Below are 19,934 nucleotides of genomic sequence, written 5' to 3' on the forward strand. Positions count from 1 at the left end.
CCGCGGCAAGGAACGCGAGCAGAACGGACTTTGACCTACGTCATTGTGACGATCCTCGAAGCAGGTAGCGTGTTCCGGTCGGTTCAAGCGGCGTTGCGAGGTCGATGACAATGAAGAGTCTGGCCCTATCGCGCATTTTCTCGGCGAGCCTGGTGGCTGTGATCGCCATCGCGCCATCGCTCTCGCTCGCTTGTACGCGGCTGGTCTATCTCGGCGCCAACAATCAGGTCGTCACTGCGCGGTCGATGGACTGGCGCTTTGAGATGCCGACCAATCTCTGGATCTTCCCGAGAGGCATGGCGCGCAGCGGGGAGGTCGGGCCGAACTCGCTGAATGGACGTCCAAATTCGGCAGCGTTGTTGCCTCCGCCTACGACGTTTCGACGTCGGACGGCATGAACGAGGCGGGACTGGTCGCCAACGTCCTCTGGCTCACCGAGTCCGAATACCCGAAGTTCGATCCCGGCAAGCCAGGCCTGTCCATCGCCGCCTGGGCCCAATACGTGCTCGACAATTTCGCCACCGTTCAGGACGCGGTTGCGGTGCTCGAGACGGATCCATTCACGATCGTCACCGACAACGTGCCCGGACAGAAATTGCTCGCCACGCTTCACCTGTCTCTTTCGGACGCCACGGGTGACAGCGCGATCGTCGAATACATCAATGGCCGGCCGGTCATCCATCACGATCGCAAGTACCAGGTGATGACCAATTCCCCGACCTTCGAACAGCAGCTGGCGCTGAACGAATATTGGAAGGAGATCGGCGGCACGGTGATGCTGCCGGGCACGAATCGCGCCGCAGATCGGTTCGCGCGCGCGTCCTTCTACGTCAATGCGATTCCGAAAGACGAAAATCCCGACCGCGCTTTGGCCAGCGTCTTCAGCGTGATCCGCAACGTGTCCGTGCCGTTCGGCATTTCAACCTCGGATCAACCGAACATTTCCTCGACCCGGTGGCGCACCGTCGCCGACCATCAGCGCAAGCTGTACTTCTTCGAATCCGTGCTGACCCCGAATGTATTCTGGGTGGATCTCAAGGGAATCGATTTCTCACCCGAGAAGGGAAATGTGAAGAAGCTCGATCTCGGGCCCGAACAGTCGCGTACCTTTGCCGGCGATGCGACCACGAATTTCCAGGAGGCTGAGCCATTCAAGTTCCTGGGTCTGCCGATGTGAGCATCACCCGCCGCGACGGCGTTACGACGAGGCCAATGGGATTTCTGGCCGTTAGCGCTGTGCCTGGCGGGGCCAGGCCCTTCGCGTTGCCGCCGTCCTGACCGCGCTTAGCCCCCCGGCATAAACGTCGGATGTCCGTCACGCTCTCCCGTGATACGTGATCCGTATGGTCCCCTCCGGAGCTCGCCTTCATGTCCGTCGCCACCGCCGCCAGCCAACTGTCCGCCACTGCCACCTCCACCGATCCCGAGACCCTTGGCTGGATGCGCGGCTTCCCGCCGGCACTCGACCGCACCATCACCTTCCAGAACGGCTCGTTCCGCAGCTTCCCCGAGCTGCGCTGGGCCTGGAGCAACATCCGCCAGCTGGTGCCGACCGTGAACGTCTGGCGCGGAGCAGGGCCGGCGTCGGTGTTGCCGCGCCAGGATCATGACATCGGTGCGGTCGGCTCGACCACGATGGACGGGCGGCCCATGACCTTTGAAAAGATGCTGGAGGAAACGTACACCGACGGCATCGCCGTGCTGCATCGGGGCAGGCTGATCTATGAGCGCTATTTCGGCGCGTTGAAGCCGCACAAGCCGCATATCGCCATGTCGGTGACGAAGTCGTTCACCGGGGTGCTCGCCGGTATTCTGGTTGCCGAGGGCAAGATCGATCCGCAGGCGCCCGTCACGGACTATGTGCCGGAGTTGAAGAGCAGCGCGTTTGGGGACGCGTGCGTGCACGAGGTCATGGATATGACCACGGGGCTCGCCTACACCGAAATCTACACCGACAAGAATTCGGACGTGTGGGGCCTCCGGCGCGCCAACGGCATGGCGCCGATCCCGCCTGATTATGCGGGCCCGACCACCATCTTCGACTTCCTTGTCGCGCAGAAGAAGCAAGGCGAGCACGGCAAGGCGTTTGCCTACAAGACCGTCAACACCGACGTGCTCGCCTGGATCTGCCGCCGCACCAGCGGCATGACGTTATCCGACCTGCTCTCCGAGCGCATCTGGCAGCCGATGGGTGCGGAGGAGGACGCGCACTATCATGTCGACCGCATCGGCACGGAGAGCGGCGGCGGCGGTCTCTCCACGACGTTGCGCGATCTCGCCCGCTTCGGAGAGACCATGCGCAATCACGGCCGCTTCAACGGCCGCCAGATCGTGCCGTCACAGGCGGTCGAGGACATCGCACGTGGCGGCGACCCCGAAAAGTTCAAGCCGGCGGGCTACACCACGCTACCGGGCGCGTCGTATCGCAATCAATGGTGGGTCACGCACAACGAGCACGGCGCCTACATGGCGCGCGGCGTATACGGCCAGGGCATCTATATCGATCCCAAGGCCGAGATGGTCATCGCGCGCTACGCCTCGCATCCCATGGCCGGCAACGCCGCCAACGACCCGGTGACGCTGCCGGCCTACATGGCACTGGCAAAGGCGCTGATGGCGGGCGGGTAGGGCTATCAGCGGCCAGGCGGAGGCGTTACCCCTCCTGCCAATGCGGGTAGGTGACGTAAGCGGTGAGGGCGCCTTGCTCGTGCGAGCGGATGGTGACCCTCTCGCCCTTCGGCATGTAGACGATCTCGCCGGGCCCCGCGGTGACGGTGTTGCCGTTGCTCGTGACCGAGAGCTTCCCCTCCAGCACAATCATGACATCGTCGACTTTCATCGTCTCGTCCAGAGTCTGGTTCGGGGCGTAGCGGCCGTAGCCGATCGTAATCGGTCCGCCGTGACGCTGGTCGACCATATTGCTGACGAAGATGTCGCCGTCCTGTCCCGGCGAGCGTGCGAGCGAAGCATCGGCGATGGCGAATTTGCAAACTTTCATGAATTCCTTCCGTCTTGACCAAGCCTGCGGGTGGGGAGGGCACCGATAGACGCTCGAGCAGACATTTGGTTCGCATGACCTCGCGAGGCGGTTTGACGCAGCGGATCATCTAGTATAAGTATTGACTTATATTAGCGCCGATCGATATCCGTCGCTTCCACGCAGCAACGAGGAGGAACGTCATGCAGATCGATGTCGCCAGGGTCTTGGGGCTCGTGACACGCTCGGTGAGGAGCTTCAACAAAAACGGCAAGCCGGCGAGTACAGTGACGCTGACGCGGCTCTACGACACCGGCGTCGACGATCTCTGGGACGCCGTGACCAGCCGGGAGCGCATCCCGCGCTGGTTTGCGCCGGTCGAGGGAGACCTCCAGCTCGGCGGAAGATACCAGGTCAAGGGCAATGCGGGCGGCACCATCACGGCCTGTACGCCGCAGACGCATTTCGCCGCGACCTGGGAATTCGGTGGCGCCACGAGCTGGATCGACGTCAGGCTGAGCGCGGAACGAAGCCAGGCGCGCCTGACGCTTGAGCACACCGCGATCATCGAGGACCATTGGAATCAGTTCGGCCCCGGTGCGGTGGGCATCGGTTGGGACCTCGCTCTTGCGGGACTTGACCGATACCTTGCGACCGGGGCTTCGGTCGACCACGAGACGGCCGAGGCGTGGATGGGCTCGCCGGAGGGCAAGGACTTCATGACGACCAGCGGGGAGTCCTGGCGTGCGGCGCACGTCGCGAGCGGGTTCGATCCGGCCGCGGCGAAAGAGCGCTCGGACCGCACCATCGCATTCTATCGCGGCGAGACGCCGCCCGATATCACGCATCCCGGCACAGGAAGCTGATGCACGCCTTCGAAGTCCTCGCCGATCCCGTGCGCCGCCGCATCCTCGAGCTGCTCGGCCTCAGGGAAATGGCGTCCGGCGAGGTCGTCGAGGTGATCGGGGCCGAGTTCGGCATTACCCAGGCGGCCGTCTCGCAGCACCTCAAGGTGCTGCGAGAGAGCGGCTTTGCCAGCGTTCGGGCGGAGGCGCAAAGGCGGCTCTATTCGGTCGACGTTGCCGGGCTGCAAGCGGTCGACGCGTGGATCGGTCAGTTCAGGAATTTCTGGGAGCCGAAGCTGGACGCACTGGCCACCGAGATCGCGCGTGGCAAACGAGCGCGTCGCAAGGCTCCGCTCGCCAAAACGAGCGGGAAGAGAGCTTGAGGTGATCGCGAATTGGGCGTGAGGAGCGAAGTTAGTCTTGCGATCAGATTGGCGTCCTGAAGATAGCCAACTCGTATCGCGCAATCATATCCTTCTGCGATCAGATCGACGAACCGATCACTGTAGCAGGTTTGGATCTGAAGATGAGGATGGCGCCCGCCCATTCCGCAAGGATGGGAGCGAAGTGGATCGGGCCGAAAGAAAGCGGCACCGCAACTCGCAAGCGGCCGCGCAAGTCGCCGGCTGGTAGAACTGCCTCCCTCGCTGCATCGATCTCGGCGCCACCCTGGCGGCACGGTCTTGGAAAGTGACGCCGGCTTCCGGGAGCGCAGCCCCGCGCGTCGTTCTTGCAAGCAGTTGGACGCCAAATGCCGCTTCGAGCCGCAGGAGCCAGCCATTCCCGCTTCAGCCGCGACAGCCGCTGGATCCAGAACATGCCGTCACGGCCTCGCCCCCTGGCGCCAGACGTCGAGGACGGCTGCAACGATTGCTTCGGGAGCGTCCTCCTGCACCAGATGCTTCGCGTCCGGCACGACGATGAACCGGGCGCCAGGAATGCGTCGGACGAGCTCTTCGCCGTCCTTGAGCGGGATGAACTCGTCCTTCTCGCCCCAAAGGATCGTTACGGGGCAGCGGATCTCATCATATCGTCCTTCAACGTCCTCGCTGTACTTGTCATCCATCTGTGCGATCTGCCGCCAAAAAGCCTTCTTGCCCCCGTCGTCGAGCCACGGCGCGAGGTAGAGCCGCATTTCCTCCTCCCGCAAGCTGTGCATCACCGCAGCGCCGATATAGGCGCGCAGGACGGCTTCGTGAATGTAGGCGGGCAGCGCGGCAAATACTTCTCGGTGCGCCTTGGCTGCTTGCACCAGCGCGGATCCTTGCGGGCTGATTGCGACCGGATCGATCAATACGAGGCTGCTATACTCGACACGGTCGAGGAGATGAGCGCGCAGTGCAGCGGAACCGCCAAAATCATGTGCGACAATGTCCGGCCGCTCGATGCCCCAATAGTTCACGAGCGTCGCGAATAGTCGATTCTGAATGCCATGCAGGACATCTGCGTCCGGCTTGTCGGATTGGCCAAAGCCGATCAAGTCGTAATAGAACACCCGGCGGTGCCGCGCGAGCCATGGCGCAATCCGTCGCCATACAAGCGAGGAGAATGGCGAGCCATGCGCGAGGATGGCGGGTGGCCCTTCGCCAACCATGCCCCAAGCGATGCGATGCCCCTGGTAAGTGAAACGTTCGGGCAAAGTCCAGTTCGCCGTCATCTCATTCTCCTTACTTCGACCTGTCCTCGAGATCATTCGTCGAGCGTCCGCCGACAGTCGTCCTGATGGAGACTCTGGCGCCCGGCTATTTCGGGATGTCGAGGATAGCCGCGGCGAAACGATCGGGCGCTTCACGCGGCACGAAGTGACCGATGCCGGGAAGAAGGCGTCGTTCGTAGCTGCTGCCGAAATACCGCTCCTTGTGCTCGGACGTGACGGGGAGGTCGTCACCATCCTCGGCACCTTGCAGCATGATCGTCGGAACGTTGATCGTGGGTGGCTCAGCCAGACGGCGCTCGACATCTTCATGGTCCGGCGCCCCTTCCGCGTCGCGCCAGCGCTGGCGGTAGGCATGGAGGCTGATGTCGGCCCAGTCTGGATTGTCGAGGGAGCTCGCAGCTGCCTCGAATTCGACGTCCCGGTCCGGCCATGCCGGCGACCAGCTTTGCCACAGATAGCGGCACAGCCGTTTGCGATCGTCGCGATAGGCGGTCCGCCCGTTGCTCGTGGCGGCGTACCATTCGTACCAGTAGGCGCGAGCCAGGTCATGCGGCATCCGGCTCGCCGGAATGGCCGTGGCATAGCCCGCAGCCGCAGCGACGACGCCGGCCAAGCGGTGAGGGAACAGAGCCGCCACGCCGTAGGCGGCCCGTGCTCCCCAATCATAGCCGCCGAGCACGACATCGTTGAGGTCGAGTACGTCTATGAACTGTGACAGGTCGAGCGTGAGTGCCGCAATAGCGCCGCTGCGCATGGTGCTGCTACGCAGGAATCGCGTCGGGCCCGAGCCGCGCAAATACGGCGCATAGATGCGGAAGTTCCGGCCGCTGAGTCTGTCGATCACCTTGTCCCAACAGCGCACGTCATCAGGCCAGCCGTGGACCAGGACGAGCGGGCGCCCATCCGCGGGCCCACAGACCTCGTAGGCGACCTCGAGTTCGTTCGTGCGACAGGTGGATTGGGACCGTCGTAACCTCGTGGTTTCCTTGCGAGCCTTGGCTGCTGCCCGGCCATAGCGGGTCGCGATGCTGTCGAGACCGGTCTTGATGAAGGTGCGGATGCCTTCAGCGGTCATCGCGTCGTGCATGGTCAGCTCGAACTGCACCGACCACTGGACGGTGCTGGCGCCATCGCGATCGTCAATAATGCGGAACTCGGCGACATAATCGCGAACGGGCATCGCGGTCTCATCGATCAGGTAGCGATAGCCGCGATGGTCGGGAGCGACTTCGAGCAGACGTTCCGTCTGCCGGCTGCCGTCACGCGCTTCGGCGATGCGGCGGCTGCCATTTCGTTCACCCTCGCTGGTGACCTTGGTCAGCATTGGGTGCCATTCGCCGACGGCGCTAAAGGCGCCGATGCCCCGCGCCAGAGTGTCCGCCTGTTCGGCGATTCGTACGCTCTCGACGATTCTGGTCTTCTCGCGTGCCGCCGCCGCTCTCCGCCAGACGATCCTGACCGTTCCCCTTTCAGTCTCCGCGTCGAGCACCAGCAGACCGTTCTCGAACCGGTAGTGGTGTTGCTGGTCATCACGTTCGAGATTGGGATACCAGGAGCCCTCGACGCGATGCGTGATCACGTGCCGATCGGTATCTATCGAGAAAGTCCCGAAATAGCCGAAATAACTCAGGAACGCGTGTGCCGCGTCGTCCTTGTCAGCATCGCGCCAGTCGCCGGACGGAAACGATCGCCGTCCTCTGCGGGCGAGCTGCGCCGAGACATGCCCATCCGCAGTGTAGATGATCTTGCCGATCGCGTGTTCGCCGAGCGGATATGCCTTCGATTTGCCGGGCTGCTGCTCCGACCACTCGACGAGCGTCCAGACGCCGAGGAGGTGTTCCCTGACTTCCGATCGAGTCACATTCATGCGTCGAGCTTTCATATCGTGAACGTTACGTTCCCCGACACTGCCGTCGACGGCAGGTTGGAGGGTGCGCACCGACATCCCCGACCAACGGCGGCGGCGCGATCGGGTTTCTTCCGGATATGATTGTTAGGTCGGTCTCAGCGACCACTTCCCAGACGGTCAGGTTCCTCTTTCAAATCAAGCGATGTGTGCCGCGCGACGGGGCGTCGTCGGTCCTGCCGACGTGGCGGAGTCTTCCAGGAACCGGGATCGACGTGGGGCCGCCGGATTTCACCCTCGCGACAATTTCTCGAATTTCTTCACCAGCCGTTCCCGCTTCAGCCGCGACAGCCGCTGGATCCAGAACAAGCCGTCGAGCTGATCGATCTCGTGCTGGTGGCACACGGCGCGCAAACCTTCCGACTCCTCGCGGTGCATGTCGCCATCGAGATCCTGGTAGCTGATCCGTACCCGCGCATGGCGCTGCACCTCGTCGTTGACCCCGGGCATCGAGACGCTGCCTTCGCGGTGCAGGATCATCTCGGGCGAGGCCCATGTGATCTCCGGATTGACATAGGTCTGCGGGCCGTCCCTGGCATCGAGCTCCAGCACCACGACACGCAAGAGCACGCCGATATGCGGCGCGGTGATGCCGATGCCGGGCGCGGCTCGCATCGTGTCGAGCAAATCCTGCGCGAGGTCGCGCAAGCCGTCGTCGAAAGCGGTGACGGGACGGGCGACGATCGCCAGCCGACGATCGGGATAGCGGAGCAGGGGACGAACGGTCATGGAGGCTCCTACCACTCACGGATCATTGATGCACCCCGCCTTGAATGTCTACCAACTGGAAGGTAGATGTCCTGCCATGAGCATGCCTTCATCCACGGCCGACGACATTCTTGCCTGCGCCCGCACGTTGATCATCGCGGGCGGCTATAACGGCTTCAGCTACGCCGACATCGCCGATGTCGTGGGCATCCGCAAGCCGAGCATCCACCACCATTTCGCCAGCAAGGTTGACCTGGTCCGCACCCTCGTGGCTCGCTATCGCGAGGAGGCCCAGGCGGGGTTGTCGGCCCTCGAACGCAATGTCGCTGATCCCGCCGAGCAGCTCAGAAATTACGTGGGGTATTGGGAGGCATGCATCAAGGACGCGACAGCCCCGTTCTGCGTATGTGCGCTCCTTGCCAGCGAGCTTCCGATCCTGCCTGAGGAGGTGGCGCTCGAAGTCCGCGCGCACTTCCGCGTCCTGTCATCCTGGCTGGCATCGGTCATGGAACGCGGCAAGCGGCAGGGGCGGCTCCACCTCTCCAGCACGGCACGGGTCGAGGCGGAGGGATTCATGGCGACCGTTCATGGCGCGATGCTGTCGGCGCGCGCTTATGGCGATCCAAAGATGTTCGGCACCATCATCCGGCCGCTGCTGGACCGGCTTTCCACCAGGCACTGACGAGGATCGACACAGGCCCATGCCGCTCAGGGCGGCTCGGGTATTTCGTGTCGCACACAAACTACCAACTAGTAGGTAAGGAAAAGGCACATGGAAGATCGTGACATGGCTTTGGAGGCGGCCGACCAGGCGCAATGGCTTAAGCAATACTACTTCCTGCGCGCCGCGTTTTCCGTCGCCTGGGTCATTGCGGCCTTCGTGATCGCGCCAACGTCCGCGGTGATCGCAGCGGCGTTGCTCGTCGCCTATCCGGCCTGGGACGCTGCCGCCAACTATCTCGACGGGCTCAGTAGCGGCGGCTTGAACCAGAACCGCACGCAGGTCCTGAATGTCAGTCTGGCGACCACCGTCGCGGTCATCCTCGCCTTGCAGGTGAGCATGAATTGGGTGCTCGGAATCTTCGGGGCCTGGGCGATCCTGTCCGGATTGCTCCAGCTCGGCACGGCCGTGCGGCGCTGGAAGCGTTTCGGCGCGCAATGGGCCATGGTGCTCAGCGGTGGCCAGTCGGCGCTGGCGGGTGGCTTCTTCATCTTTCAGGCCTCGGTGCCTGCGGTGCCATCGATCGCGAACGTCGCGGGCTATGCTGCGGTCGGCGCGCTCTACTTCCTCGTCTCGGCGGTCTGGCTCACCGTCAGCACGTGGCGCCGTAGCGCGGCGATGTGAGGCGTTGCTCCAGACGCTTCACGCGTCCGGATAGGGCGTGCCGTCCTTGTGCAGGAAGCGGCCGTCGGACGCCGGGCTCATCATGTCGATGTCCGAGCAGGTGATGAGGTCGGCTTGCGAGCGCGAGCCGACTTCGAGATAGACAGCCGTCGCGTTCGACCTGTTGATCATGTGATGGCCGTTGCCGCTTGCCTTGGGGAAGGCCGCGCAATCGCCGGCGCGCAGCACCGTTTCACCGTCGTCCTCGATCAGCGTCACCTCGCCTTCGAGGATGTAGACGAATTCGTCCTCGTGCGAATGCCAGTGCCGCTGGCTCGACCAGCCGCCCGGCGGCAGGCGCATCAGGTTGATCCCGAAATCCTTCAGGCCGCCGGCATCGCCGAGACGCTGCCGGATGCGCTCGGCACAGGGAGTGCTGAAGGGCGCAGGGTAGCCGGACCCCTTGCGAAGCGGCACGGCAGCTATGTCGATCTTCGGCATGGATGGGATTTCCTGAATTCAGGGACAGACGATGGGGCGGGTGGTCATGATGTAATTGGCGTGGATACTACGCCCACACCGGCGGCGACCCGATTGAATCCCGCAACGCGGCAGTCAGGATCGTCAGTTTGGCAGACGGCTGGGCCAGAGCTCGCAACAGATAGACGCCGGCCTTTGCCTCATTCCACCGTTCGTCGTCGAGCGGGATTCGTGTCAATGAACCGGCGTGTATGTCCGTCCCGACAACCCAGTCTGCCAGGAATGCGATGCCGATGCCGGCGAGTGCCGCGAGCCGCATCGCTTCGAAGTCGTCGCACCGAAACACGGCTTGCGGCCCGGGCGCTGCGCCCGCCGGGTGACCAAGCACGTCCGTCCAGCCCAGCAGGTCGGCGCCGTGCAATTTGTCGACTAGCCGATGGCCGGCGAGGTGTTTCGTTTCGGTCGGTATGCCGTGACGATCGAGATAAGCAGGAGCGGCGACCAGCATCCTGTTCTGCGATGCCAGCTTGGTCGCGATGAGAGTGCTGTCGGCTAGTTCGCCGATCCGGATCACTGCATCGAGCCGCTCCAGCACGGGATCAGCGAGCCTCTCCGTGAGATCGAGCTCGACCGTGAGGCCGGGATGATCCCGCATGATCGTTTCCAGGGTAGGGATCACGTAGCGCTTGCCAAAGGTGGGAAAGCAGGCAAGGCGAAGAACACCAGCGACCGCACCATCGAAAGCGGCGATCTCGGCGTGCGTGTCGGCAAGGTCGTCGAGCAACCGCTGCGCGCGCTCGAACAGTCGTTCTCCGGCGTCGGTCACCGCGAGCGCGCGTGTCGAGCGCACCAGCAGGGGCACTCCGACGCTGTGCTCGAGCGCGTCGATCTGCCTGACGATGGACGAGGGTGTCACACCGCGATGACGTGCGGCGCTGGAGAAACTCCCGCCACGAACCACGTCAACATAGATGGCCAGATGTTCCGCAAAACGCGGGTCTTTCATCTTTGCGCCTTTCGCAAAAGGGTTTCGAGCTCAACGTTCATTATCACCAATCCTCAAAGGCCGTATCTCCTCTCTCGAAGGTGGGCCTTACTGGTCCAAGCCCTTGAATGAAAGGAGATTATCATGAAGGTTCTCGATCGCATCCTGTCGCAATCGGCCTACACCGCGGTGATTGATATGCCGCTCGACCGGATGGACATCGCCGAATGGCTGTTCACGCTCTCCGAAGCCGAATATCTGCGCTGCTGCCCGCCCGATCACATTGCGGCCGGCGTCAGCACCACGGACGACGGACACCGCATGATGATCAATGTCGAGCAGATCGGCACCGGGCTGGTGATCCAACACTACGTCGCGGAAGAGGCCGGCAAGACGTACTGCCGAATGAATTCAATCTCGGACGTGTTTACGACAAATGGCCGGACCCAGGTCAACGTGATCTGGGAGCTGAAGGCCGAAACCATCGATGACAAGCGCACACGCTATACGAACAGCGTCACGGCACATCCGACCGATGTCTTCACGGCATTCCTGGACAAGCACGGCATTTCCTTCGAAGACGCTGCCAACGCCCGCCAAGCGGCCGGAAGCGACCACAATCGCCGCGAGACGCCGTTATTCGCCGCCAGCATCGCGCGGCGCGCCGAGGCCCATGCGCAGGGGCAGGCAAAGTGAAAGGCATCGTCTATGACGGTTTCGGTCCGGCGGAGGTTCTCCGCCTGGCCGAAGTGCCGAGGCCGGAGGTTCGTCCCCACGACCTGCTGGTGCGTGTGAAGGCGGCAGGCGTCAACCGCGCGGATATTCTCCAGCGAAACGGCGCCTACGGCAACCAGAGCTTTGGCGAGAGCACCCTGCTTGGCCTCGAACTGGCCGGTGAAGTCGTTGGCGTCGGCAGCGAAGTCGACGACGTATCGATCGGGCAGCGTGTGATGGCGATCGTCGGCGGGGGGGCGTATGCCGAATTCGCCCGGGTCGACCGTCGCATGGCGACAAGGATTCCAGGCAATCTCTCGTTCGTCGAAGGCGCGGCGATCATGGAATCATTCGTCACAGCCGTCGAATCGATCTCACATGTTGCCGGCGTCGGGCAAGGTCAAACCGTCCTGGTTCACGGTGCCGCGGGCGGAGTGGGCTCCGCCTGCGTGCAGGTCGCCCATGCGCTGGGCGCCACCATCTACGCAACGGCGAGCGCTTCGCGGTTGGCGGATGTCGGCAGCATCGGCGCAGCCGCCGTGATCGACTATCGTGCCGACGATTTCGAAAGTGTCGTCGCGAGGCTTACCGATCATCGCGGCGTTGAGGCCGTGATCGATTTCATCGGCGGCGACTACCTGCCGCGCAACCTTCGCAGCCTTCGGCCGGGCGGAACCCTGGTTCAGGTCGGCATTTTGAGCGGTCAGCACGCCGCCTCGATTCCGCTCAATCTGCTGCTCCACAACCACCTGCAATTGGTGGGCACAGTCATGAAATCGCGAAGCATGAACGAAAAGCGGGCGATGGTCCGTCGTTTCGCTGAAGGGTTCTTGCCGCTGTTTGCGTCGAGGGGACTGAAAGCGTTGGTCGACCAGGTGTTTCCGCTCGAACGCGCCGCCGACGCCCATCGCAGCGTGGAGCGCGGCGGAGGATTTGGAAAGGTTGTGTTGGTGGTGGATTGAGCGCGGGCCGGGGTATCGTCCCTGTGCACGAACCGGCCGTCCAAATTCACGCTCATCCTGTCGAATCGGGGCACGTCGCGGGGTCTCAGGCGAACGCGAGCCGACCGCGAAATAGACCGCCGTCACGTTCGACCCCGTTGACCCTGTGATGGCCGTTGTCGCTTGCCTTGGGGAAGGTCGCGCAATCCCAGCATGGAGCACGGTTTCACCATGATTCTCGATCTGTTTTGCCCGACGTGTCAAACCGGTCTGTGATGATGTCGGCCACGGGAAAGGGGATCCGCTAAGTTGGCAGTGTTCCTGGATCGGTAAGTCATTGATCTCACAGCGGCCGGCTACTGTGCATGGGGTTGTTTTCGACTTTCTTGTTGGCAGATCACAAGAGCGTGCGGAAAAAATGACGTGACCCGTTGTCGGCCGGCGCCGTTCCCCTTCGTCTTTCACCCGGACAGACCTGACGGGAGACCGCAATGACTTCTTCCAACTATCGCTGGGTGATCGTCGCCGCCGGCGGCTTGCTCGGCTGCGTCGCGATCGGCGGCATGTTTTCGCTGCCGGTGTTCCTGCAGCCGATCGCAAAGGACACCGGCTGGTCGGTGACGGGCACCTCCAGCGCGATGACGATCGGCTTTCTGGCGATGGCTTTCACTAGCATGGCCTGGGGCACGGCGTCGGACAGGTTCGGGCCGCTGCCGGTGGTGCTGACGGGGTCGACCGTGCTTGCGCTCAGCCTGTTCGCGGCGAGCCACGCGACCTCGCTCCTCGTGTTCCAGGTCGTATTCGGCCTTCTCGTCGGCGCCGCCTGTGCGGCGATCTTCGCGCCGATGATGGCGACCGTCACCGGCTGGTTCGACACGAATCGCAGCCTCGCGGTGTCGCTGGTCTCCGCCGGCATGGGAATGGCGCCGATGACGATGTCGCCGCTGGCGGCCTGGCTCGTCTCCGGCCACGACTGGCGGACCTCGATGCAGATCGTCGCGCTCGTGGTCGGCGCCATCATGATCCCGGTCTCGTTCCTGGTGCGCCGTCCGCCCGCGCTGGTGCAGGCAGCGGCCGCACCGGCGGGCGAGGGCGCTGCGCAAGGCGAGATGTCGATGGGCGAAGCGCTGCGCTCGCCGCAATTCCTCATTCTGCTTGCCACCAACTTCTTCTGCTGCGCGACCCATTCCGGCCCGATCATCCACACCGTCAGCTACGCCGTGAGCTGCGGCATACCGCTGGTCGCGGCGGTGACGATCTACAGCATCGAGGGGTTTGCCGGCCTCGGGGGACGCATCGCCTTCGGGCTGATGGGCGACCGCTTCGGTGCCAAGCGCGTGCTGGTCTCGGGCCTCCTGCTGCAGGCGTTCGGCGCGCTCGCCTATGTCTTCGCGCATCAGCTCACGACGTTCTATGCGGTCGGCGCCATCTTCGGCTTCATCTATGCCGGCACCATGCCGCTCTACGCCGTCCTCATCCGCGAGAACTTCCCGCTCAAGATGATGGGCACGGTGATCGGCGGCACGGCGATGGCCGGCAGCCTCGGCATGGCGACCGGTCCGCTCGCCGGCGGCCTGATCTATGACGCCTTCTCGAGCTATGCCTGGCTCTATATCGCCTCCTGGGCGATGGGCCTGGGTGCCTTCCTGATGGCGATGACGTTCCGCCCCTTTGCTAAGCCGCAAGGGGAGGTGGCGCCGGCGGCGGCGTGAGCTCCTGCTCGAGGCGCGGCGTCAGAGCTGCGCCTCGATCGCGGTCTTGTCGATCGCCGACCAGACCTGCCGGATCTTTCTGTCCTGAAGCTCGTAGAACACGTTCTCGCAAAAGGACACGCGCCTTCCATTGACCGCAAGACCCAGGAATGTCCCGGCCGGGGTGCAATCAAACTTCAGCCGGGCCGCGATGCGGGGAGGATCGGAGATCTGCATCTCGATGTCGAACCGCAGATCCGGGATTTCCCGAACGTCCCGTTCCAGCATCGCGCGATAACCGGCCAGCCCAAGCGGCCGGGCGTTGTGGATGACTTCCTCATGCACGAACTGTCCGAGGGCCGGCCAGTCCCGCCGATTCAGGCAGGCGATGTAGTCGCGGTAGATGGCGGCAAGGTCGTCTCTCGTCATATCGAAGCTCCTGGGGCTTCGATCATAACGCGCTGACATCGCGAACCGGTCCGGCTCAGAGGCGCTTCTCGAAGAAGAGGTCCGGATAGGGATCATCGTTGAAGCGGGGGATCTCGCGCCAGCCCGTGCTGCGATAGAGCTGACCGGCTTCGGGCAGCGCGCTGTTGGTGTCGAGCCGCAGCAGCGTGATGCCGAGTTCCCGCGCCGCGCTCTCGGCCGCATGCATCAGGCGCCGCCCGAGCCGCAATCCGCGCGCGGCAGGCGCCACCCACAGCCGCTTGATCTCGGCATAACCGTGATCGCTTCCCTTCAAGCCGACGCAGCCGATCGGCAGCCTGTCCGACATCGCGACGATGAAGGTGCCGCGCGGGCGGCGCATGTCCTTGGCATCGGGATCGCGCGACAGCGAGACGTCGAAGCCTTGGCTGAAGCGACGGCCGAGCTCGGCATAGTATTCGCCGAGGCAGTAGCGCGCTTCCTCGCATCGCGGATCGATCTCGTCCAGCGTGACGCGCTCGCGCGTCAGTGCAGAGGCGATCAGGTCCATCGCCGCCAGAAGCGCCTCGCGCTGCGAATGTTGCGCGAGGAAGCCTTCAGCCTGCGCGTTCGACAGCGCCTCATAGGCCGCGAATTCGCGACGGCCCGCCCGCGTGAGCTTTGCCATGCGCCGGCGGGCATCGTCTTCACGCGCGGTGGTCTCGATCAGGCCTTCGTCTTCGAGGCTGCGGAGCAGCCGGCTCATCAACCCCGAATCGAGACCGAGATAGTCGCGGATTTCCGCCACGTCCGAGCGCCCGTGCCCGATCGCATTGAGCACCCGCGCCGCCCCAAGCGGCCGGCTGCGCCCGAGGAACGAATTGTCGAGCGCACCGACAGCAGAAGTGACGGCCCGGTTGAAGCGGCGGACGCGGGAGACGGGGTCGAGCATGATATCTGACTTTAGTCAGATATCCGGGGCTGTCAATCGGCCGAGAGTTGGTCGGCCGGCGCGCTCCTCATTGTGAGTTGTTACCTGGCTGCGGGCGACTACCATGCGCAGGCTCTACTGGAACTCAAGAGCCGGCACGGCAAGCGGAGACGACATGAGCGGGCAGGAGCGCAAGGTGAAGGGTTCGGATCTATTCGTCGCCGCCCTGGAGAATGAAGGTGTCGATCGCATCTTCGGCATACCCGGCGAGGAGAATCTCGATCTGGTCGAATCGCTGCGCGCCTCCAGGATCGAGCTGGTCCTGACCCGCCACGAGCAGGCCGCCGCCTTCATGGCGGCCACGCATGGGCGGCTGACCGGCAAGCCCGGCGTTTGTCTGTCGACGCTGGGCCCTGGTGCTCTCAACCTGTCGACCGGCGCCGCCTACGCGCATCTCGGTGCGATGCCGATGATCCTGATCACCGGCCAGAAGCCGATCATGAGCAGCCGGCAGGCGCGCTTCCAGATCGTGGACGTGGTCGCGACCATGAAGCCGCTGACGAAGCTGTCGCGGCAGATCGTCAGTGCCTCCAGCATTCCCACCGTGGTGCGCGATGCGTTCCGCGCCGCGATGGAGGAGCGCCCTGGGCCGGTGCATCTCGAACTGCCCGAGGACATCGCGGGTGACGAAGTATCGCCGGTTCCCGTGATCCCGGTTCATCCGATCGAAATTCCGGTTGCCCATCGCGTCGCGCTCGATCGGGCCGCCGATCTGATTTTGGCCGCAAGGCGTCCGCTGGTGATGATGGGCGCGGCGACCAGCCGGCCGGGCTCGACGCACGGCATCGCGAGTTTCGTGCGTCGCACCGGCATTCCGTTCTTCACGACGCAGATGGGCAAGGGGACCGTGCCCGGCGGCACCAACCTCTACATGGGTACTGCGGCGCTGTCCGAGCGGGATTACGTCCACGATGCGATCGACGCCGCCGACTTGATCGTCGCCATCGGGCACGATCCCGTCGAGAAGCCGCCTTTCATCATGGGGCCTTCGGACCCGAAGGTCATTCACGTCAGCTACACGCCGGCGAGCGTCGAGCAGGTCTATTTCCCCGATGCCGAGGTCGTCGGGGACGTTGGCCCGAGCCTGGAGCTGCTGGCGGATCGGCTCGAAGGCAAGCTGCCGCAGGCCGCGGCGCTGCTCCCGTTGCGCGAAGAGATCCTGGGGCATATTGCCGATCGTGCCACCGAGGCGCGCTGGCCGCCGACGCCGCAGCGCATCGTGCACGACATCCGCCAGGTGATTCCTGAGAACGGCATCGTCGCGCTCGACAACGGCATGTACAAGATCTGGTTCGCGCGCAACTACCGCACTCGCGTCGCCAACACGCTGCTGCTCGACAATGCGCTGGCGACCATGGGCGCCGGCCTGCCGTCGGCGATGATGGCCGCGATGCTCTATCCCGACCGCCGCGTGCTCGCCGTTGCCGGCGACGGCGGCTTCATGATGAACAGCCAGGAGATGGAGACGGCGGTCCGCCTCAAGCTCAATCTGGTCGTGCTCGTGCTGGAGGACAACGCTTACGGCATGATCCGCTGGAAGCAGGCCGTCGATCACTTCGCCGACTACGGCATGACCTTTGGCAATCCCGACTTCGTCCTCTACGCGAAGGCTTACGGGGCGAAAGGGCATCGGATCGAGAGCATCGACCGCTTCGTCCCGACTCTGGAGGCGGCATTCGAGGAGGGCGGCGTGCATCTGGTCTCGATCCCGATCGACTATTCGGAGAACGTGCGGGTGCTCGTCGACGAGTTGCGCGCGCATGAGAAATCGAAGGCGTGAGGACCGCGGACTCGTGCCCCGGACGCAGCGCAGCGCCTCTTCGGCTCTGCGCAGCAACGCGAGAGCGTTGCGGCGCGTCCGGGACAGGAGAGGATGACCGAACTTGTATCGCGGTCTCACATCGCCGACACTCATAATCATTCAATCACTCAAACAACCACAGGACTATGAAATGACTCGCGTTCGTTGTGTCACCGAGATGGGCATGGGCGTCGACGTTCACGGCAGGGACGCCACCAAGGCGGCCAAGCGTGCCGTGTCGGATGCCATCAGGCATTCGAGCCTCGGCTTCTTCCGGATGATCGGCAAGACCGCAAACGACATGTTCGTCGATGTCACGATCGGCGTGCCCAATCCGGAAAGCGTGGACAAGGAAGCCGTCGCCAGGGAGCTGCCTTACGGCACGGTGACAGTGACTGCCGTCAAGGGCGGGCTGGAGATTCCCTCGGCCACGGAAGTGGCCAACGATCCCATCCTGATTGCCAATGCTGCCGTCATCGTCAGCTTCGACAAGGACTAGGCCGATGTCCGCGAGCGATGAGGCGCTGCTGGATCGTCCGATCTGGAGCGCGTTGACGACGAGCCAGAAGCATTTGGCCGAGGGCGGGCCGCGGGCTCTGCGCTATCCCGTAGACATGACGCCGTTTGCCGATATGGCGGACATGTCGGCGGCAAGTTTTGCGGCACTCGGCGATCTCATGTCGGGCTCGCAAGTCGCGGTGTTGTTCACGCCCGAGCCGGTCGAAATTCCCGCCGGCTTCAAGGTGCTGCTCGCCGAACCCGGCGAACAGATGATCGGCTCGCCCGCCGACACTGCGCTGCGCGATGCCGAGATCATCCGCCTGAGCGCGACTGACGTTCCCGCCATGATGGCGCTGACCGAGCTGACCAAGCCCGGGCCGTTCGCGGCGCGGACGCACGAGCTCGGCACCTTCCTCGGCATCCGCGCGCGCGGCGAGCTGGTCGCCATGGCCGGCGAGCGGATGAAGCCGGGCAATTTCACCGAGATGACGGCGGTCTGCGTACATCCCGATCATCGCGGCCGCGGTTACGCACAGGGGTTGCTCGCCGCCATCGCGCGCCAGATCGAGGCGCGCGGCGAAATCCCGTTTCTGCACGTGTTCTCGAGCAATACGTCCGCCATTGCGCTGTACCAGCGGCAGGGCATGCGGATTCGGCGCCGGCTGCAGGTCACCGTGCTGATGAAGCAGGAATGAGCTGTACTGTGGGCTTCATATCCCGGCAAATCGCGCTATATCGATCCCAACCACAATTGGGGGGAATACATGGACGCGAGGACACCTGATTTTTCCGCCGTACGGACGGCGATGCAACGCTACGTCGACCAGGAGATCATTCCCGGCGTATCCTGGGCGGTGCTGCGCGGCCGCGAGGTGGTCGATCAGCAATGCGTCGGCTTTGCCGATCGCGAGGCCAACACTGGGCTGCGGCCCGACCATATCTTCCGCGCGTTTTCCAACACCAAGATCTTCATCACCTGCGCGATCATGCTGCTGGTGGAGGAAGGCCGCATCGGGCTCGATGACGCAGTCGAAAAATTCCTGCCGCAGCTCGGCAATCGCAAGGTGCTGAAGCAGGGCGCTTCGAGCCTTGCCGATGTCGAGCCGGCGAAGAGCCCGATCACGATCCGCCAGCTTCTGACCCACACCTCCGGCCTCAGCTACGGCATCTTCGATCCCGGCACGGTGCTGTTCAAGGGGTACAACGATGCACGTGTGCTCAATCCTCTGACCCCGCTCTCGGACCTGATCGACAGGCTGGCTGATCTGCCGCTGTCCTATCATCCCGGCACGGCCTGGGAATATTCGGTGGCGACCGACGTGCTCGGCCGTGTCGTGGAGGTCGTCTCCGGCCAGGCGCTCGATGTCTTTCTCAAAGCGCGCATCTTCGAGCCGCTCGGCATGATCAATACCGGGTTCCACGTGCCGGAGGCGCAGCAGGGCAGACTGGTCGCGCTCTACAATGGCGCTGACGTGCTTGATCCTACGAAGCCGGGTCTCACGCGTGCCGACAATCTTCCCTTTCCGCAGGCCTATCGGCGGCCGTTCCCGAGGCTCTCGGGCGGCGGCGGTCTGGTCTCGACCTTGCCTGATATGCTCGCACTGGTGCGTGCGCTGCTACCCGGGTCTGATGCGCTACTGAAACCGGACACGCTGCGGCAGATGATGACGAACCAGTTGCCCGCCGGCCAGACCATCCGTTTCGCAACTCTCGGGCCGATCCCCGGCAAGGGCTTCGGTCTCGGCGGCGCCGTGACCTTTGCGCCGGCGCCGTTCGACCCTCCGAATTCGACCGGCGAATTCCAGTGGGGCGGTCTTGCCGGCACCCATTGGTGGATCTGCCCCGAGGCCAATACTGCGGGTGTGCTGATGGCCCAGCGCTACATGGGCTTCTGGAATCCGTTCTTCTTCGAGTTCAAGCGCCTGGCCTTTCAGGCAGTCGGCGCGGGCTGACGCGAGAGGCGGCTCGTTCGTCTGTCGGGCTGCGACAAGGGCAAAGCGAGCGGGAG

At 63.8% G+C, this 19,934-nt stretch carries 20 protein-coding genes and 2 pseudogenes; 13 read left to right on the forward strand and 9 right to left on the reverse strand.

Going from position 1 to position 19,934, the window contains the following annotated elements; all coding sequences use genetic code 11:
- Nucleotides 1-110: 110 nt before the first annotated feature.
- Nucleotides 111-1,177 (forward strand): annotated as a pseudogene (locus EHH60_RS07565) (linear amide C-N hydrolase).
- 191 nt (nt 1,178-1,368) lie between these two features.
- Complete coding sequence (locus EHH60_RS07570) at nt 1,369-2,628, forward strand: serine hydrolase domain-containing protein (RefSeq protein ID WP_124158824.1); 1,260 nt, start codon at nt 1,369-1,371, stop codon at nt 2,626-2,628.
- A gap of 25 nt (nt 2,629-2,653) precedes the next feature.
- Here EHH60_RS07570 and EHH60_RS07575 read toward each other — a convergent pair whose 3' ends face one another.
- A complete protein-coding gene (locus tag EHH60_RS07575) occupies nt 2,654-2,998 on the reverse strand; it encodes a EutQ-related cupin domain-containing protein (RefSeq protein WP_124158825.1) in 345 nt (114 codons plus the stop codon).
- Nucleotides 2,999-3,180: 182 nt separating this feature from the next.
- Between EHH60_RS07575 and EHH60_RS07580 the strand changes: the two genes are divergently transcribed.
- Together EHH60_RS07580 and EHH60_RS07585 are read left to right on the forward strand one after the other, a co-directional pair.
- Entirely contained in the window at nt 3,181-3,843 is a 663-nt protein-coding gene (locus EHH60_RS07580; RefSeq protein ID WP_124158826.1) for an SRPBCC family protein, read from the forward strand.
- A complete protein-coding gene (locus tag EHH60_RS07585; RefSeq protein WP_124158827.1) occupies nt 3,843-4,205 on the forward strand; it encodes an ArsR/SmtB family transcription factor in 363 nt (120 codons plus the stop codon). Before EHH60_RS07580 ends, EHH60_RS07585 begins: the two co-directional genes overlap by 1 nt.
- 35 nt (nt 4,206-4,240) lie before the next feature.
- On the opposite strand, the pseudogene EHH60_RS07590 reads toward EHH60_RS07585, so the two are convergent.
- From EHH60_RS07590 to EHH60_RS07605, 4 genes and pseudogenes are all read right to left on the reverse strand, one after another.
- Nucleotides 4,241-4,595, reverse strand: a pseudogene (locus EHH60_RS07590) (LysR substrate-binding domain-containing protein); the annotation flags it as partial.
- Between the two features lie 50 nt (nt 4,596-4,645).
- Entirely contained in the window at nt 4,646-5,479 is an 834-nt protein-coding gene (locus EHH60_RS07595) for an alpha/beta fold hydrolase (RefSeq protein ID WP_124158828.1), read from the reverse strand.
- Between the two features lie 85 nt (nt 5,480-5,564).
- Complete coding sequence (locus tag EHH60_RS07600) at nt 5,565-7,424, reverse strand: alpha/beta fold hydrolase (RefSeq protein WP_124158829.1); 1,860 nt, start codon at nt 7,422-7,424, stop codon at nt 5,565-5,567.
- Nucleotides 7,425-7,616: 192 nt separating this feature from the next.
- Nucleotides 7,617-8,114, reverse strand: a complete 498-nt coding sequence (locus EHH60_RS07605; RefSeq protein WP_124158830.1) for a peptide deformylase — start codon at nt 8,112-8,114, stop codon at nt 7,617-7,619.
- A 76-nt stretch (nt 8,115-8,190) separates the two neighbouring features.
- On the opposite strand from EHH60_RS07605, the gene EHH60_RS07610 reads away from it, so the two are divergent.
- Together EHH60_RS07610 and EHH60_RS07615 are read left to right on the forward strand one after the other, a co-directional pair.
- Complete coding sequence (locus EHH60_RS07610) at nt 8,191-8,775, forward strand: TetR/AcrR family transcriptional regulator (RefSeq protein WP_124159073.1); 585 nt, start codon at nt 8,191-8,193, stop codon at nt 8,773-8,775.
- A 90-nt stretch (nt 8,776-8,865) separates the two neighbouring features.
- Nucleotides 8,866-9,438, forward strand: a complete 573-nt coding sequence (locus EHH60_RS07615) for a DUF308 domain-containing protein (RefSeq protein WP_245454430.1) — start codon at nt 8,866-8,868, stop codon at nt 9,436-9,438.
- An 18-nt stretch (nt 9,439-9,456) separates the two neighbouring features.
- Here EHH60_RS07615 and EHH60_RS07620 read toward each other — a convergent pair whose 3' ends face one another.
- Together EHH60_RS07620 and EHH60_RS07625 are read right to left on the reverse strand one after the other, a co-directional pair.
- Nucleotides 9,457-9,918 carry a cupin domain-containing protein gene (locus EHH60_RS07620; protein ID WP_124158831.1) on the reverse strand — a complete coding sequence of 154 codons (462 nt, stop codon included), beginning with the start codon at nt 9,916-9,918 and terminating at the stop codon, nt 9,457-9,459.
- A gap of 67 nt (nt 9,919-9,985) precedes the next feature.
- Nucleotides 9,986-10,903 (reverse strand): LysR family transcriptional regulator, encoded by a 918-nt coding sequence (locus EHH60_RS07625; RefSeq protein WP_124158832.1) that lies wholly within the window; start codon nt 10,901-10,903, stop codon nt 9,986-9,988.
- 123 nt (nt 10,904-11,026) lie between these two features.
- Here EHH60_RS07625 and EHH60_RS07630 point away from each other — a divergent pair, with 123 nt between their 5' ends.
- The 3 genes from EHH60_RS07630 to EHH60_RS07640 all read left to right on the forward strand — a co-directional run bounded on the left by EHH60_RS07630 (nt 11,027) and on the right by EHH60_RS07640 (nt 14,249).
- Nucleotides 11,027-11,578 (forward strand): hypothetical protein, encoded by a 552-nt coding sequence (locus EHH60_RS07630; protein ID WP_124158833.1) that lies wholly within the window; start codon nt 11,027-11,029, stop codon nt 11,576-11,578.
- Nucleotides 11,575-12,558, forward strand: a complete 984-nt coding sequence (locus tag EHH60_RS07635) for an NAD(P)H-quinone oxidoreductase (protein WP_124158834.1) — start codon at nt 11,575-11,577, stop codon at nt 12,556-12,558. Before EHH60_RS07630 ends, EHH60_RS07635 begins: the two co-directional genes overlap by 4 nt.
- Before the next feature lie 470 nt (nt 12,559-13,028).
- Nucleotides 13,029-14,249: an MFS transporter gene (locus tag EHH60_RS07640; protein WP_124158835.1), complete on the forward strand. Its 1,221-nt coding sequence runs from the start codon at nt 13,029-13,031 to the stop codon at nt 14,247-14,249.
- Nucleotides 14,250-14,270: 21 nt separating this feature from the next.
- On the opposite strand, the gene EHH60_RS07645 is transcribed toward EHH60_RS07640, so the two are convergent.
- Both EHH60_RS07645 and EHH60_RS07650 read right to left on the reverse strand, forming a co-directional pair.
- Nucleotides 14,271-14,657 (reverse strand): ester cyclase, encoded by a 387-nt coding sequence (locus EHH60_RS07645; protein WP_124158836.1) that lies wholly within the window; start codon nt 14,655-14,657, stop codon nt 14,271-14,273.
- A 55-nt stretch (nt 14,658-14,712) separates the two neighbouring features.
- Nucleotides 14,713-15,585, reverse strand: a complete 873-nt coding sequence (locus tag EHH60_RS07650) for a bifunctional helix-turn-helix transcriptional regulator/GNAT family N-acetyltransferase (protein WP_124158837.1) — start codon at nt 15,583-15,585, stop codon at nt 14,713-14,715.
- A gap of 154 nt (nt 15,586-15,739) precedes the next feature.
- Between EHH60_RS07650 and EHH60_RS07655 the strand changes: the two genes are divergently transcribed.
- From EHH60_RS07655 to EHH60_RS07670, 4 genes are all read left to right on the forward strand, one after another.
- Nucleotides 15,740-17,404, forward strand: coding sequence for an acetolactate synthase large subunit (locus EHH60_RS07655; protein ID WP_124158838.1), 1,665 nt, complete (start codon nt 15,740-15,742; stop codon nt 17,402-17,404).
- Between the two features lie 172 nt (nt 17,405-17,576).
- On the forward strand, nt 17,577-17,924 hold the full coding sequence (locus EHH60_RS07660) for a Lin0512 family protein (RefSeq protein WP_124158839.1): 348 nt from the start codon (nt 17,577-17,579) through the stop codon (nt 17,922-17,924).
- 4 nt (nt 17,925-17,928) lie between these two features.
- On the forward strand, nt 17,929-18,621 hold the full coding sequence (locus EHH60_RS07665; RefSeq protein WP_199751336.1) for a GNAT family N-acetyltransferase: 693 nt from the start codon (nt 17,929-17,931) through the stop codon (nt 18,619-18,621).
- A 69-nt stretch (nt 18,622-18,690) separates the two neighbouring features.
- On the forward strand, nt 18,691-19,878 hold the full coding sequence (locus tag EHH60_RS07670) for a serine hydrolase domain-containing protein (protein ID WP_124158841.1): 1,188 nt from the start codon (nt 18,691-18,693) through the stop codon (nt 19,876-19,878).
- The last annotated feature ends 56 nt before the right edge of the window (nt 19,879-19,934 follow it).

Origin of the sequence: Bradyrhizobium sp. RP6, assembly GCF_003837805.1 — a bacterium.
Classification (GTDB): Bacteria; Pseudomonadota; Alphaproteobacteria; order Rhizobiales; family Xanthobacteraceae; genus Bradyrhizobium.